At 68.3% G+C, this 12,907-nt stretch carries 14 protein-coding genes; 13 read left to right on the top strand and 1 reads right to left on the bottom strand.

Annotated features, from left to right (window positions below; all coding sequences use genetic code 11):
- Positions 1-98: 98 nt before the first annotated feature.
- The 8 genes from QZX79_RS11150 to QZX79_RS11115 all read left to right on the top strand — a co-directional run bounded on the left by QZX79_RS11150 (position 99) and on the right by QZX79_RS11115 (position 6,754).
- A complete protein-coding gene (locus tag QZX79_RS11150; protein WP_294568351.1) occupies positions 99-1,142 on the top strand; it encodes an AAA family ATPase in 1,044 nt (347 codons plus the stop codon).
- Positions 1,143-1,197: 55 nt separating this feature from the next.
- Positions 1,198-1,785: a dihydrofolate reductase family protein gene (locus QZX79_RS11145; RefSeq protein ID WP_294568350.1), complete on the top strand. Its 588-nt coding sequence runs from the start codon at positions 1,198-1,200 to the stop codon at positions 1,783-1,785.
- A 47-nt stretch (positions 1,786-1,832) separates the two neighbouring features.
- Positions 1,833-2,417, top strand: a complete 585-nt coding sequence (locus QZX79_RS11140) for a hypothetical protein (protein WP_294568349.1) — start codon at positions 1,833-1,835, stop codon at positions 2,415-2,417.
- A gap of 78 nt (positions 2,418-2,495) precedes the next feature.
- Positions 2,496-3,269, top strand: a complete 774-nt coding sequence (gene pxpA, locus QZX79_RS11135) for a 5-oxoprolinase subunit PxpA (protein WP_294568348.1) — start codon at positions 2,496-2,498, stop codon at positions 3,267-3,269.
- A gap of 30 nt (positions 3,270-3,299) precedes the next feature.
- On the top strand, positions 3,300-3,536 hold the full coding sequence (locus tag QZX79_RS11130; RefSeq protein WP_294568347.1) for an acetyl-CoA carboxylase: 237 nt from the start codon (positions 3,300-3,302) through the stop codon (positions 3,534-3,536).
- On the top strand, positions 3,536-4,894 hold the full coding sequence (locus QZX79_RS11125) for an acetyl/propionyl/methylcrotonyl-CoA carboxylase subunit alpha (RefSeq protein WP_294568346.1): 1,359 nt from the start codon (positions 3,536-3,538) through the stop codon (positions 4,892-4,894). Before QZX79_RS11130 ends, QZX79_RS11125 begins: the two co-directional genes overlap by 1 nt.
- Positions 4,891-5,793 carry an allophanate hydrolase subunit 1 gene (locus QZX79_RS11120; protein ID WP_294568345.1) on the top strand — a complete coding sequence of 301 codons (903 nt, stop codon included), beginning with the start codon at positions 4,891-4,893 and terminating at the stop codon, positions 5,791-5,793. The genes QZX79_RS11125 and QZX79_RS11120 overlap by 4 nt, the downstream gene beginning before the upstream one ends.
- Positions 5,783-6,754 carry a biotin-dependent carboxyltransferase family protein gene (locus QZX79_RS11115; protein ID WP_294568344.1) on the top strand — a complete coding sequence of 324 codons (972 nt, stop codon included), beginning with the start codon at positions 5,783-5,785 and terminating at the stop codon, positions 6,752-6,754. The genes QZX79_RS11120 and QZX79_RS11115 overlap by 11 nt, the downstream gene beginning before the upstream one ends.
- Positions 6,755-6,784: 30 nt before the next feature.
- On the opposite strand, the gene QZX79_RS11110 is transcribed toward QZX79_RS11115, so the two are convergent.
- Positions 6,785-7,849, bottom strand: coding sequence for a LacI family DNA-binding transcriptional regulator (locus tag QZX79_RS11110; protein ID WP_294568343.1), 1,065 nt, complete (start codon positions 7,847-7,849; stop codon positions 6,785-6,787).
- A 229-nt stretch (positions 7,850-8,078) separates the two neighbouring features.
- Here QZX79_RS11110 and QZX79_RS11105 point away from each other — a divergent pair, with 229 nt between their 5' ends.
- The 5 genes from QZX79_RS11105 to QZX79_RS11085 are packed head-to-tail and all read left to right on the top strand — an operon-like array spanning position 8,079 to position 12,880.
- The gene (locus QZX79_RS11105; protein WP_294568342.1) at positions 8,079-9,137 is read left to right on the top strand and encodes an asparaginase; all 1,059 of its coding nucleotides are present in this window, start codon (positions 8,079-8,081) and stop codon (positions 9,135-9,137) included.
- Positions 9,138-9,140: 3 nt separating this feature from the next.
- Positions 9,141-10,025, top strand: a complete 885-nt coding sequence (locus QZX79_RS11100; RefSeq protein WP_133402892.1) for a polysaccharide deacetylase — start codon at positions 9,141-9,143, stop codon at positions 10,023-10,025.
- A 2-nt stretch (positions 10,026-10,027) separates the two neighbouring features.
- Complete coding sequence (locus tag QZX79_RS11095) at positions 10,028-11,422, top strand: MFS transporter (RefSeq protein ID WP_294568341.1); 1,395 nt, start codon at positions 10,028-10,030, stop codon at positions 11,420-11,422.
- Positions 11,406-12,173: an SDR family NAD(P)-dependent oxidoreductase gene (locus QZX79_RS11090; protein WP_294568340.1), complete on the top strand. Its 768-nt coding sequence runs from the start codon at positions 11,406-11,408 to the stop codon at positions 12,171-12,173. The genes QZX79_RS11095 and QZX79_RS11090 overlap by 17 nt, the downstream gene beginning before the upstream one ends.
- A complete protein-coding gene (locus QZX79_RS11085; protein WP_294568339.1) occupies positions 12,173-12,880 on the top strand; it encodes an SDR family NAD(P)-dependent oxidoreductase in 708 nt (235 codons plus the stop codon). Before QZX79_RS11090 ends, QZX79_RS11085 begins: the two co-directional genes overlap by 1 nt.
- Positions 12,881-12,907 lie beyond the last annotated feature (27 nt).

The following is a 12,907-nucleotide window of genomic DNA, read 5'->3' as shown; positions in this document are numbered from 1 at the left end:
CCTACCCCGGTCGGGAAGCCTGATTGAGGAGGTGAGTATTAGAGTGATGCAACCACCGCGGATGCTGAACCCGCGGCCTATCGCTCCAGGAGAACAGCATGGCTGCCAGCCGCAATCCGCTTGAGGAACTGCGCGAAACGCTCGGCCACCTGGCCGAGCAGATTAAACTGCCGGGTGGGGACCGGGTCGATGACCGGGTGGGCGAGATGTTTGGCCCCCGGCCGGGCCCGGCCCGCCCGCTCTCCGAGCTGCAGGCCGAGCTCGATGCGCTGATCGGGCTGGACACGGTCAAGGAACAGGTGCGGGCGCTGGTTGCACTGCTTCAGGTGCAGGCCCGCCGCAAGGCGCACGGCCTGCCGGAGGTGGCCACCTCGCAGCACCTCGTGTTCCTTGGCAACCCGGGCACGGGCAAGACCACCGTGGCACGGCTCCTGGCCGAGATGTACCGGGCAGTCGGCCTGCTGCAGAAGGGCCACCTGGTGGAGGTCGACCGTTCGGGCCTGGTCGGACAGTATGTGGGCGAAACCGCGCTCAAGACCGACCGGGTGATCCGGCGGGCGCTGGACGGCGTCCTGTTCATCGACGAGGCCTACGCCCTGGCCCCTGAAGATCACCGGATGGACTTCGGGCCCGAGGCGATCGAGGTCCTGCTGAAACGCATGGAGGACCACCGCCACCGCCTGGTGGTGATCGTGGCCGGTTATCCGCGGCTGATGGAAATGTTCCTGCTCTCGAACCCCGGCCTGCGGTCACGGTTTGCGCGCGAGATCACCTTCCCCGACTACTCGGTGGACGCACTCGTGGAGATATTCGGCCAGATGCTGGCCCAGCACGAGTACCTGCTCGAGCCGGGTGCGGAGCAGATGCTGCGCCGCATCCTCGCGGGCCTTCACTCCGGTGAGGACTCCGGCAATGCGCGCTTCGCCCGCACCCTGTTCGAGCAGGCGCTCAACCGACAGGCCCTGAGGCTCTCACTCGACGAGGAAAGGAGCCTCGACGCGCTCGGCCGTGAGGACGTCATGACCCTCACCGAGGACGACCTCGTCGAGGCGGCACGGGCGCTGGGCGAGGAACCGGAACCCGAGCCGGGCCCGGCGCCTGCAACCGGACCGTCGCGGTGGTGGCGCTGGCTGATGACCTGAGCCGACCGACGGCGGCCGCCCGGCCGGTACGCATCACCAACCGGAAGGAAGCATCATGACAGCTACCTACACCTGGGACATCTTCTCCAGCCTCGACGGCTACGCCGCCGCGGGCGGTGACTGGACGGGATACTGGGGCAAGCAGGGTCCGGAGCTGCTCGAGCGCCGCCTCGCTTTGTATGACCAGGCACACCGGATGGTCTTCGGGGCCACAACGTTCCGGCTTTTCGGGGAGATGCTTGCGTCGAGTTCGAAGGAATCCGAGGTGCGGGATCCCTGGGTCACCCGGATGGTGAACCTGCCTGCAACGGTGGTCTCGACGACGCTGCAGGAACCCCTCGACTGGCCGGATGCGACGGTGGCGGGCGGGGACGCCGTCGACGTCGTCGCCCGGCTCAAGGAGCAGTCGGAGGTGCCATTGCGCTCGCATGGCAGCCTGTCGCTGAACCGGGCGCTGATGGCCGCCGGACTGGTGGACCGCCTCCAGGTGACGATATTCCCCGTCATCACCGCCCGGACCGGTCTCGAGCCGATCTTCAAGGGTGCGGAGGACTTCGATCTGGACCTGGTGGAGCATCGGACCCTCGACGGGCGCACCCAGGAACTCACCTACCGGCCAACCCTGCACGGTACTCGTGCTTGAGAAGATCACTTGATGTAAAAAACAACGAAATGCCCCAAGATGAAGCCATGGCTGAAAGAGCAGGCATGCGCGAGATAAGTCCAACGGACAGTGTCAGCTTCACCGAGCAGCTCTCCGGCTGGCTCGAGCTGCCCTTCCGCCAGGCCGCGGTGCGCCTGGTGCTCCGTGCCTCAATGCCCGGCTGGGAAACGTTCCGCACCGACCCGCACCACCGGTTGAACGTCGAGGGCACGATCGACGTCGACGGCTTCGCCAGCGCGAGGCCGGTCACCGGGACGATTGCGCTGTTTCCCGACGACGCCGGCGCCGCCGTCGAATACTCCCTCGACTTCTCCAGCGACGACCACGTCGACCTGCACCTGCGGGGCGCCAAGGCCCAGCGGCCGGGAAATCCTCGCGCGCTCTGGTACGACTTCACTACGACACGCTTCGAGCTGACCGCCCCCGACGGCACCGCATTACGGGGGCTCCTCCGCACCCCGACGCTGCAGGCGCTTCGGTGCCTTGCCTCGCTCCGGGCCGCCGCGGATTCGGTCCCCCTGCGCCTCGGGACGCTGGGCCGGTTCGGCGTCCACTTCACCGCCGGAGCGGTCAAGGGACTGCTTCCGGACCGTCGGGTCTCGCGGCGCTGAAACAGCACATCCTCACCGAATTTTCAAAGCCCCTCCACCCCCTGACACCGGGCGGACTCCGGGTCTAGCGTTGGGCGCATGACTGATGCACAAGTCACTCGGGCAATGACGCCCACCATCAACTCCGACATGGGTGAGTCGCTTGGCCTTCACTCCTTCGGCAATGACCTGGCCCTGATGGAACTCGTCGACTCAATCAACGTCGCGTGCGGCTTCCATTCGGGAGACCCGGACGCCATGGCCGACACCATCTCCGCCGCGGCCTGCCGGGACCTCGGCATCGGGGCGCACCCCGGCCTGCCGGACCTCGTCGGCTTCGGCCGGCGGGAGATGAAGCTGACGCCCAACGAGGTGGAACACCTGATGCTCTACCAGGTGGGCGCTCTCTCGGCCTTCCTCCGGAGGGAGGGCGTCGACCTCCACCACATCAAACCGCACGGCTCCCTCTACGGCATGCTCGCCCGGGACCACCACCTGATGCAGGCCGCCGGCAAGGTCGCCGCCCTCTACGGGGTGCCCTTTTACGGCCTGGCGGGCACCCAGCACCAGGTGGTGTGCGAGAGCCTTGGCATCGAATTCGTGGGTGAGCTCTACGTTGACCTCAACTACGGCCCCGAGGGCCAGCTGCTCATCCAGCGCCGGCCCGAGTTGACCGATCCGGTGAAGGCCGCCGAGCGCGTCCGCCGGGTGCTTGACGACGGCCTCGTCGAAGCCTCGGACGGCACGCTCCTGCGCATCGACTTCACGAGCATCTGCGTGCACTCTGACGCCCCGAACTCACCGGAGGTCGCAGCCGCAGTGCGCGAGGTGCTCTCCGGTGCCGGCCGCCCGCAGGAGCGCGCTACCGCCTGAATCCACTCCCCGCTTGGAAGGACGCGCACCATGGCTGACATCATTTCCCCTCTCCCCGGCATTTTCTACCGCAAGCCCGCCCCGGACAAAGAGCCGTTCGCCTCCGAGGGGGACCGAATCGAGGCCGGCCAGGCGATCGGAATGGTCGAAATCATGAAGCAGTTCTCCGAGGTCCGCAGCGAGGTCAGCGGCACCCTCGAACGCTTCGCCGTCGAAGACGCCGGCGCGGTGAACCCGGGGGACGTGATAGCGGTGGTGGCTGAATAATGACCTTCAAGAAACTCCTCGTCGCCAACCGGGGCGAGATCGCCGTGCGCATCATCCGCACCGCCCGCGAGCTGGGCCTGCGCACCGTGCTGGCGGCCAGCGAGCCCGACGCTACCTCCTACGCCGCCGAACTCGCCGACGAGGTGGAGGTGATCGGCCCGGCGGCGGCCGCACGGAGCTACCTCAAGACCGAGGCGGTGCTCGGGGCCGCGACGGCCACCGGGTGCGATGCCGTCCACCCCGGCTACGGCTTCCTCTCGGAGAATGCAGGCTTCGCGCGCGCCGTCGCCGACGCCGGACTCACCTGGGTGGGCCCCGCCGCCGGCGCCATCGAACTCATGGGCGACAAGTCCCGCGCCCGGCAGGCCGCCCGGGACGCCGGGGTCCCTACCTTCCGGGGCAGTGACGCCCTGACCCCGGCCGACGATGCCGATGCCATTGCCGCCGAGGTGGGCTTCCCGCTGGTGGTGAAGGCCTCGTCCGGCGGCGGGGGCCGTGGAATCCGCCTCGTCACCGAGGCCCGGGAGCTCCAGCGCACGCTCGAGATGGCCCGGGCCGAGGCACAGGCTGCCTTTGGCGACCCGACGGTGTACCTCGAGCAGTTTGTCTCCAACGCCCGGCACGTTGAGGTGCAGATCCTCGGCGACGGCGAGCGCGTCATCCACCTCGGCGACCGTGACTGCTCCCTGCAGCGCCGCCAGCAGAAGGTTGTCGAGGAGGCCCCGGCCCCGGCGCTGCCCGAGCCGGTGCGTGCTCGAATTCTCGAGTCCTCGACGGAGCTGGGACGGCAGTGCTCCTACCGTGGCCTTGGCACCGTCGAATTCCTCTACGACCCGGTGTCGCACGAGGCGGCCTTCATCGAGATGAACACCCGGCTGCAGGTGGAGCACCCGGTCACCGAGATGATCACCGGGCTCGATCTGGTGCGTGAGCAGCTCCTGGTGGCCCGCGACGGCAGGCTCCGCCTGAATCAGCAGGACGTCACGTTCACCGGCCATGCCTTTGAGTTCCGGGTCAACGCCGAGGACCCGGCCAGCAACTTCCTGCCGAGCCCGGGCACCCTGTCCCGCCTCGACTGGCCCGGCGGCCCCGGCGTCCGGGTGGACTCCGGCGTCGTCACCGGCTCAACCGTCGCTCCGTTCTACGACTCGCTGCTGGCCAAGCTGATCGTGTGGGACTCCCGCCGGGACGACACCATCGCCCGTTCCATCCGCGCCCTCGGCGAGGTGCGCATCGAAGGGGTGAAGACCACCCTGCCCCTGCTGCAGGCCGTCCTCTCCCGCAGCGAGGTGCGCGACGTCGTCCACTCGACGAAGTTCATCGAATCGACCCCCGACCTGCTGGGAGTGAGCTCATGACCGACACCGCGGTCCAGCGGACCGACGCCCGCTACACCTGGGGCGGGGACGAGTTCCTGTTCGTTGAGATCGCCGAGGCCATGAGCCTGGCGGCGAACTATAAGGCGAACGCGATGGCGGCACTGCTGACGGCGCGCTCCCTGCCTGGCGTCACCGACATCTGCCCGGCGAACGCGTCCCTGCTTATCCGTTTCAACCCGGACATCCTCCCCCCGGACCGGCTGCAGACCGAAGTCCGCGCCGTTGAGGACGAGGTGGCGCACTCGAGCCACCAGACGCTCGACACCCGCATTATCGAGGTGCCGGTCTGGTACGACGACCCCTACACCCGCGAGACCGGGGCGCGCTTCCGGAAGGGGCACCAGCGTCCCGACGGCACCGACCTCGACTTCGCCGCCGAGGAGAACGGGCTGGACTCCCCCGCCGAGTTCATCCGGCGCCACCACGAGTCACCCTGGCTCGTCTCGATGGTTGGGTTCGTCGCCGGGCTGCCCTTCATGTTCCAGATCGTGCCGCAGGAGGATCAGCTGGAGGTGCCCAAGTACCTGAGCCCGCGCACCGACACCCCGGCGCTGACGGTGGGCCACGGCGGCTGCTTCGCGTGCATCTACTCGGTGCGGGGGGCCGGCGGGTACCAGATGTTCGGCATCGCGGCGGCGCCCATCTTCGATCCCGCCCAGCGCCTCGCCGACTTCCGGGACTTTATGATCTTCTTCCGCCCCGGCGACATCGTGAAGTTCCGGTCCGTCGAGGAGGCGGAGTACCGCGACATCCAGGCGCAGGTCGACGCCGGCACCTACACCTACCGCCAGGCACCGGTGGTCTTTGACCTCCAGCGGGCGCTCGATGACCCCGCCGCCTACAACCGAGAACTCCTGGAGCGCCTCGATGGCCATTAATATCCTCGAACCCGGACTCGCAACGACGGTGCAGGACCAGGGAAGGCCCGGCTACTACAACGTCGGCATCCCGCAGGGCGGCGCGATGGACTCGCTGTCGGCCGAGATGGCCAACGCACTGGCCGGCAACACCGCCGCCGAGGCGGTCCTCGAATGCACCTACCTGGGCCCGAAATTCACCACCGACACCGACGCGGTGATCGCCGTCGCCGGCGCACCCGTCGACGTCAAGGTCAACGGGGAGCCGCGGCCGCAGTGGTCCCGGCTTGAACTTGCTGCCGGCGATGAGGTCTCCTTCGGCATGCTGCGCGGCGGCACCCGGTACTACGTTGCCGTGCAGGGTGGGATCGACGTCCCCGTTGTCCTGGGCAGCCGCTCGACCTACACCCTCGGGGCGGTGGGGGGTTTCGAGGGCAGGGCACTGAAGGCCGGAGACGTGCTGCCCGTCGGGACGGCACTGGATGTGGGGACCGGAGGGGCGGAGAGAACCGAGCTTGAGGAGGCGCTGCGGCCCTCCTTCGACAAAGAGGTCACTGTCCGGGTGCTGCCCGGACTCTACGACCACCGCCTCACCGAGGAAGGACTCAACACCCTCCTGAGCGCCACCTGGACCCTGACGCCGGTCGCGGACCGCACCGGGCTGAGGTACTCAGGGCCCGACATCGTGTGGAAGCCGCGCGTCCAGCCCTTTGGTGCCGGTTCCGACCCCTCGAATATCGTGGACGCCGGGTACGCGGTGGGCTCGATCCAGATCCCGGGTGGCAAGGAGCCGATCGTGCTGCACCGCGACGCCGTCTCCGGCGGTGGTTACGCCATGGTCGCCACTGTCATCAGTGCCGACATGGATTTACTGGCCCGCAGCGCCCCGGGCACGAAGACCTCGTTCCGGGCCGTCACCCTCGAGGAGGCGCTGGCGGCACGGGCCGAGGGGCGGAAGGCGCGCTCCTCCATCTGGGGCTGAGCCGGTCCCCGGGGTCGGATCTACCCGCCCCTACCCGGCGAGCGCGTTGCGGGCGGCAGCCGGAGCCGTGGCTGCGCTGCTCTCCCGGACGAAGAGTTCGGGCGTCAGGCGGAGGGGCTCAACCTGCTCGCCTGCGATGACCCTGCGCAGTAGCTCGACGGCCCTGCGTCCGATCTCAAGCATCGGCGAGCGCACCGACGACAGCGGGATGGGAAGCTGGGCAGCCAGGGAGGTGTCATTGAATCCGACGACGGCGATGTCCCGCCCCACGGTGAGCCCATGGGAGCGGATGGCACCCATGGCGCCGATGGCGGCGAAGTCGTTCACCGCGAAGACGGCGGTGGGGGTGCTGCCCCGGCGGGCCAGGAGGGTTTCGGCGGCTTCGCGGCCGCCCTCGGTGTCGAAGCGGGACCAGACGACGTCCGCGTCGGAGATCTGCCCGCCCAGTTCGTGCCAGCGCTGCCGGAAGCCTGCCGTGCGGTCGACAGCGGTGCTGGCGTAGGGCTCCCCGGCGATCACCGCCACCGACCGGTGCCCGGTGTCCCAGAGATGATCGGCGACGAGTTTTCCGCCGAGGTTGTCATCGCAGGTCGAGGACGGAAAGCCCGGGTACCTGCGGTTCATCAGCACGAAGGGGATGTGCCGTGCGGAAAGTTCCTGGACCAGTTCGCTGCCGGCGTGGATGTCACCGAGGATCAGCCCGTCCACCCTGCGCGCCAGCATGATCTCGGCCTTGCGGCGCTGCTCCTCGGGGTTGTCGTGGGAGTTCATCACGAACGTGGAGTACCGGGCCTCGGCCGCTGCCTCCTCGACTCCCTCGTACATGGTGGCGAGGACCAGATCGGAGAGCCGGGGCACGATCACACCGAAGGCCTTCGTCCGGCGGGTGCGCAGGCTTGCGGCGCCGGGGTCGGGCGAGTAGCCGCGTTCCCGGGCCAGTTTCCGTACCCGTTCGGCGGTGGCCGACGACGCCGCCCCGCGGGCGATTTCCGAGGTCGAGTGAAGCACCCGCGACACGGTGGAGGGATGGATCCCGAGCTCGGCCGCGAGATCCTTGAGCGTTATCGGCTGCCTGCCCGTTCCCTCTGTCCGCATCCCTGCTTCTCCCCCTGTGACGCCCGATGTTTCAAGCACAATTTCGCCGGAAACATTCCGTTGACGAGACCTGCATCACATTTTAGGGTATTTTTCACGCAACCCAAACGATTGGGTAAATGCGGCGGGTTCCCTCCCCAAACGATTGCGCAACGGTTGTCCCGGCGGCAGTGATCCTGACCGGCGTGCTCCCCACAGACCCAACAGACCACCCGATCCGGGAGGTGAAATGAGCACCACCAATTCGCCCGCCGTGGCGCTGCTGGCCACCGGCGGCACCATCGCCTCACGCAGCTCGGACGCGGCCGGCGGTGCCGCCCTGGCGGCGGACACCGGGGACGCACTGCTCTCCAGTGCCGGAAACGGGACCGTCCCCGTGCGGGTGGTCGACGTCATGACGAAGGGCTCCTACCTGCTGACCTTCCCCGATCTGCTCACCATCTGCACCGCCATCGAAGACACCCTTGCGGACCCTGATGTGCTCGGCATCGTCGTGACCCACGGAACCGACACCACCGAGGAGACCGCCTACCTCGCCCACCTCACCCAGGACGATCCGCGTCCCGTGGTCTTCACCGGGGCACAGCACACCGCGGACCACGACCACCCGGACGGCCCGGGCAACCTGCGGGGTGCCCTCGCCGTCGCCGCCTCACCCGCCGCCGTCGGGCAGGGCGTGCTCGTGGCCTTTGCGGGGAACGTCTTCCGGGCCGCCGGCGTCCGGAAGGCCCACACCGTCAACGCCCATGCCTTCGGCACCCCGGACCTTGAACCGGCGGGCACCGTGACCGAGGCCGGCCAGGTCGAGCTGCGGCCCGCCCCGCCGGTCTACGAGCCGCTCCCCCTGCCGCCGGTGGATGCGGCTCCCGCCCGGGTCGACGTCGTGGCCTCCCACCCGGACGCGGACGCCGCCCTCCTGCGGGCGGCCCTCGCGGCCGGCGCGCGGGGCATTGTGCTGCAGGGAACCGGGAACGGCAATGCGAACTCCGCCATCTGTGCGGCGGTGGCGGAGGCCACGGCGGCCGGCGTCGTGGTCGTCGTCAGCACGCGCGTCCATGCCGGGCCGATCATGCAGGTCTACGGCGGCGGAGGCGGCAGGGACCTCCACGCCGCGGGGGCGATCCCCTCGGGGCTGCTGCGCCCGTCGCAGGCCCGGATCCTGCTCCAACTGCTCCTCACGCTCGGAATGCCGCCAGCCCGGATCGCCGAGCAGTTCTCCCGGCGCGGAACCCTCGTGCCGCATGCAGCAGCTGTCCGTCCCCCGTTATCCGCTCCGTCGAAAGGCTGACCCATGACCAAGAACATCCAACTCGCATTCGGCGTGGACGTCGACGCCGTCGCCGGCATGCTCGGATCCTACGGGGGCGAGGACTCGCCCTGTGACATCTCCCGCGGGCTTTTCAGCGGCGAGGTCGGCGGGCCGAGGCTCGTGCGGCTCTTCGAGAAACACAGCCTTCCCTCCACCTGGTTCATGCCCGGCCATTCAATCGAGACCTTCCCCGAGCTGACCCAGATGGTCGTCGACGCAGGCTCCGAGATCGGCGTCCACGGCTACTCCCACGAAAACCCGATCGCCATGACCCGCGAGCAGGAGACGGCGATCCTCGACCGCTCCATCGAACTGATCGAGAAGGTCTCCGGGCGCCGGCCCACCGGCTACGTCGCCCCCTGGTGGGAGTTTTCCCCGGTCACCAATGAGATCCTGCTGGACCGGGGCATCAAGTACGACCACTCCCTGATGCACAACGACTTTGAGCCCTACTACATCCGCGTCGGCGACAGCTGGAAGAAGATCGACTACGGCCAGCCCGCCGACACCTGGATGGAGCCCCTTGTCCGGGGGAAGGAGACGGACCTCGTCGAGATTCCGGCCAACTGGTACCTCGACGACCTCCCGCCGATGATGTTCATCAAGGCCGCGCCCAACTCCCACGGGTTCGTGAACCCCCGCCACCTCGAGGAGATGTGGCGCGACCAGTTCGACTGGGTCTACGCCGAAATGGACGAGGCGGTCTTCACCATGACCATCCACCCCGATGTCTCGGGCCGCCCCCAGGTCCTGCTCATGCTCGAGCGCCTCATCCAGCACTTCAACTCCCACGAGGGTGTCAGCTGGCACACCTTCGACGAGATCGCCGATTCATTCCTCGCCCGGAGCCCCCGAAAGGAAAGCTAGACATGTCAATGCAAGAGGCAGGCGTCGACCTCTCGACGCCAAGGGGAGACGAAAAGCGCCGTTTCCCGGCATTCACCAAGAAGCAGACGACGACGGCGACCGTCCTCGCCCTCCTCGCCTGGACCGTTGCGGTCTTCGACTACGGCCTGTTCGGCACCCTGCTGCCCGCCATGCAGGAGGAGTTCGGCTGGACCGCACCCGAGGCCTACGCCATCAACACCTGGATCGCCGTCGGTACGGCCATCGTCTGCTTCGGCATCGGCCCGGTCATCGACCGGCTCGGGCGGCGCAAGGGCATGATGGTCACCGTCGGCGGCACCGCCGTCGTCTCTGGCCTCACCGCCGCGATTCCCACCGGGCTCGGCTTCCTCAGCAACGGCCTGCTCATCTTCGTCCGCTCCTTCGGCGGCCTCGGCTTCTCCGAACAGGCGGTCAACGCCACGTACATGAACGAGGTGTACCAGGTCACCGAGGATGAAAAGAAGCACAAGCGCCCCGGCTTCCACTACTCGTTTATCCAGGGCGGCTGGCCGCTGGGCTTCCTCCTCGCGAGCGCCCTGGCCCTCGTCTTCCTTCCAATTTTCGGTTGGCGCGCCCTGTACATCATGGCTACCATCCCGGCCTTCATCATCGTGTTCCTCATCTCGAAGAAGCTCAAGGAGACCCCGCAGTTCGAGCTGCACCACCGCCTGACCGAGCTCGAGAAGTCGGGCAAGACCGAGGAGGCGCACGCCCTGGCCCGGTCCTTCGGCGTCGAGCACTCCTCGACCGCTCCCCTGAAGCGCATCTGGGAACCGGAGCTGCGCCGGAACACCATCGTGTTCTCGCTGGCGTGGATCCTGAACTTCTTCGGCATCGCGATCTTCAGCGTCCTGGGCACCTCGGTCCTGGCGAACGCCAAGGGCGTCGAGCTGTCGACGGCGTTCTGGCTGCTGATCGTCATCAACCTGCTCGCCTACTTCGGCTACGTGTTCCACGGCTGGATCGGTGACAAGATCGGGCGGAAGCGCACCATCATCGGCGGCTGGATCATCTCAGGACTGTCGTTCGCCGTCATGCTGAGCCCGCTGGTGGAGAGCTCGTTCCTGATCATCCTGACCTACGGCACGGGGCTCTTCTTCCTGGTCGGCCCGTACGCGGCCATCCAGTACTACATGGCGGAGTGCTACCCCGTCAGCTGCCGGGCCACGGGCCTGTCCTTCATCGGGGCGATGAGCCAGCCCGGCACCATCATCGGCGGCGCGCTGTTCACCATCGTTGCCACGGCCGCCGGCACCGGTGCCGCCGCGCTGTGGGTCGGCGCCCTGGGCACCCTGCTCTCGGGCTTCATGATGATGGGCGCCAAGCACGTCGACGCGGTCATGCGGGAGGAGTCACCCCATGACGTCCCAGCCTGAGGTAGCGGTCATCACTGGCGCGGCGAGCGGCATCGGCCGCGCCCTGGCGGTCAGTTACGCACAGCGCGGGGTGGTGTCGATCATCGGCACCTTCCCCGGGGATCCGCACGACCCCGAGGGGACCCTCGACGCGGTGAAGCACGCGGGCGGCATGGGAATCATCCACGAGGTCGACGTGCGCTCCACCGAGTCGGTCGATGCGTTCGCCGAGCGTGCCATCGCCGAGTACGGCAGGCTCGACTACGCCATTGCCAACGCGGGCATCCTGCGCAACGCACCGCTGCATGAGCTCTCCGACGAGAAGTGGGACGACATGCTCAACGTCGACCTCACCGGGGTGCTGCGCACCCTGCGGGCCGGCTCGCAGCGGATGAACGACGGCGGCGCGCTGGTGGCGGTGTCCTCGATCGCCGGCGGTGTCTACGGGTGGGAGGAGCACGCCCACTACGCCGCCGCGAAGGCCGGCGTGCTGGGGCTGGTGCGCAGCGTCGCCGTCGAACTGGGGCCAAGGGGAATCCGCGCCAACGCGGTGATTCCGGGGCTGATCGAGACACCGCAGTCGCTCGACCCGGTCAACTCGCTGGGTCCTGAGGGGCTGGAGCGGGCGGGCAAGGACATCCCGTGGGGCCGGGTGGGCCGGCCGGAGGAGGTTGCAAGCGTCATCAGCTTCCTCACCTCGGAGGCTGCCGTGTACATCACGGGTCAGGCGCTCGTCGTCGACGGCGGGCTGACCGTCAAGATGAGGGCTTGATGGCCCTCTTCGAAGGCCGCGGGGTCGTCGTCACCGGCGGTGGCAGCGGAATCGGGGCCGCCATCGCCGAGGCGTTCCGGGCCGGGGGCGCCCGGGTGGCGGTGCTCGACCGGAACGCGTCGGCGGAAGGCACGATCGCCGTCGACGTGGCCGACGAGCACAGCGTCGCCCGGGCCTTCGCCACCGCCCGGGAGGACCTGGGGCAGGTGGACATCCTGGTGAACAGCGCCGGGCTGCTCACCGAGTCGCCGTTGCAGGACATGGGCCTCGACCAGTGGAACGAGACCCTCGCCGTCGACCTGACCGGCGTCTTCCTGTGCTGCCGGGAGGTGGTGGGTGAGATGCGGGAGCGGAAGTGGGGGCGCATCATCAATATCGCCTCCCAGCTGGGGATCAAGGGAGGAACCGGGCTGAGCCACTACAGTGCCGCGAAGGCCGGAGTGATCGGCATGACCAAGTCCCTCGCCCTCGAGGTGTCGGGCGACAACGTGCTGGTGAACTGCATCGCGCCCGGCCCGATCGAGACTCCGCTGGTCGACGGCATTTCGGAGGACTGGAAGGCCGCCAAGCGGAAAGAGCTGCCGCTTGGCCGGTTTGGGACGCCGGAGGAGGTGGCGCCCACTGCGCTGCTGCTGGCGAGCGACCCGGGCGGGAACCTCTTCGTGGGGCAGACCCTCGGGCCCAATTCGGGCGATGTGATGCCGTGACGCTTCCCGGAGAGGACTGAACCATGT

The organism is uncultured Arthrobacter sp., assembly GCF_902805515.1.
In the GTDB taxonomy this organism is placed as follows: domain Bacteria; phylum Actinomycetota; class Actinomycetes; order Actinomycetales; family Micrococcaceae; genus Arthrobacter_D.
The sequence above is the reverse complement of the archived record's forward strand: the minus strand, read 5'-3'. Positions and strand labels throughout refer to the sequence as shown.

Excerpts from the sequence above, each read along its gene's own strand:
- QZX79_RS11150 (WP_294568351.1), top strand. The coding sequence starts at position 99 with ATGGCTGCCAGCCGCAATCCGCTTGAGGAACTGCGCGAAACGCTCGGC.
- QZX79_RS11145 (WP_294568350.1), top strand. The coding sequence starts at position 1,198 with ATGACAGCTACCTACACCTGGGACATCTTCTCCAGCCTCGACGGCTAC.
- QZX79_RS11140 (WP_294568349.1), top strand. The coding sequence starts at position 1,833 with ATGGCTGAAAGAGCAGGCATGCGCGAGATAAGTCCAACGGACAGTGTC.
- pxpA (WP_294568348.1), top strand. The coding sequence starts at position 2,496 with ATGACTGATGCACAAGTCACTCGGGCAATGACGCCCACCATCAACTCC.
- QZX79_RS11130 (WP_294568347.1), top strand. The coding sequence starts at position 3,300 with ATGGCTGACATCATTTCCCCTCTCCCCGGCATTTTCTACCGCAAGCCC.
- QZX79_RS11125 (WP_294568346.1), top strand. The coding sequence starts at position 3,536 with ATGACCTTCAAGAAACTCCTCGTCGCCAACCGGGGCGAGATCGCCGTG.
- QZX79_RS11120 (WP_294568345.1), top strand. The coding sequence starts at position 4,891 with ATGACCGACACCGCGGTCCAGCGGACCGACGCCCGCTACACCTGGGGC.
- QZX79_RS11115 (WP_294568344.1), top strand. The coding sequence starts at position 5,783 with ATGGCCATTAATATCCTCGAACCCGGACTCGCAACGACGGTGCAGGAC.
- QZX79_RS11110 (WP_294568343.1), bottom strand. The coding sequence starts at position 7,849 with ATGCGGACAGAGGGAACGGGCAGGCAGCCGATAACGCTCAAGGATCTC.
- QZX79_RS11105 (WP_294568342.1), top strand. The coding sequence starts at position 8,079 with ATGAGCACCACCAATTCGCCCGCCGTGGCGCTGCTGGCCACCGGCGGC.
- QZX79_RS11100 (WP_133402892.1), top strand. The coding sequence starts at position 9,141 with ATGACCAAGAACATCCAACTCGCATTCGGCGTGGACGTCGACGCCGTC.
- QZX79_RS11095 (WP_294568341.1), top strand. The coding sequence starts at position 10,028 with ATGTCAATGCAAGAGGCAGGCGTCGACCTCTCGACGCCAAGGGGAGAC.
- QZX79_RS11090 (WP_294568340.1), top strand. The coding sequence starts at position 11,406 with ATGACGTCCCAGCCTGAGGTAGCGGTCATCACTGGCGCGGCGAGCGGC.
- QZX79_RS11085 (WP_294568339.1), top strand. The coding sequence starts at position 12,173 with ATGGCCCTCTTCGAAGGCCGCGGGGTCGTCGTCACCGGCGGTGGCAGC.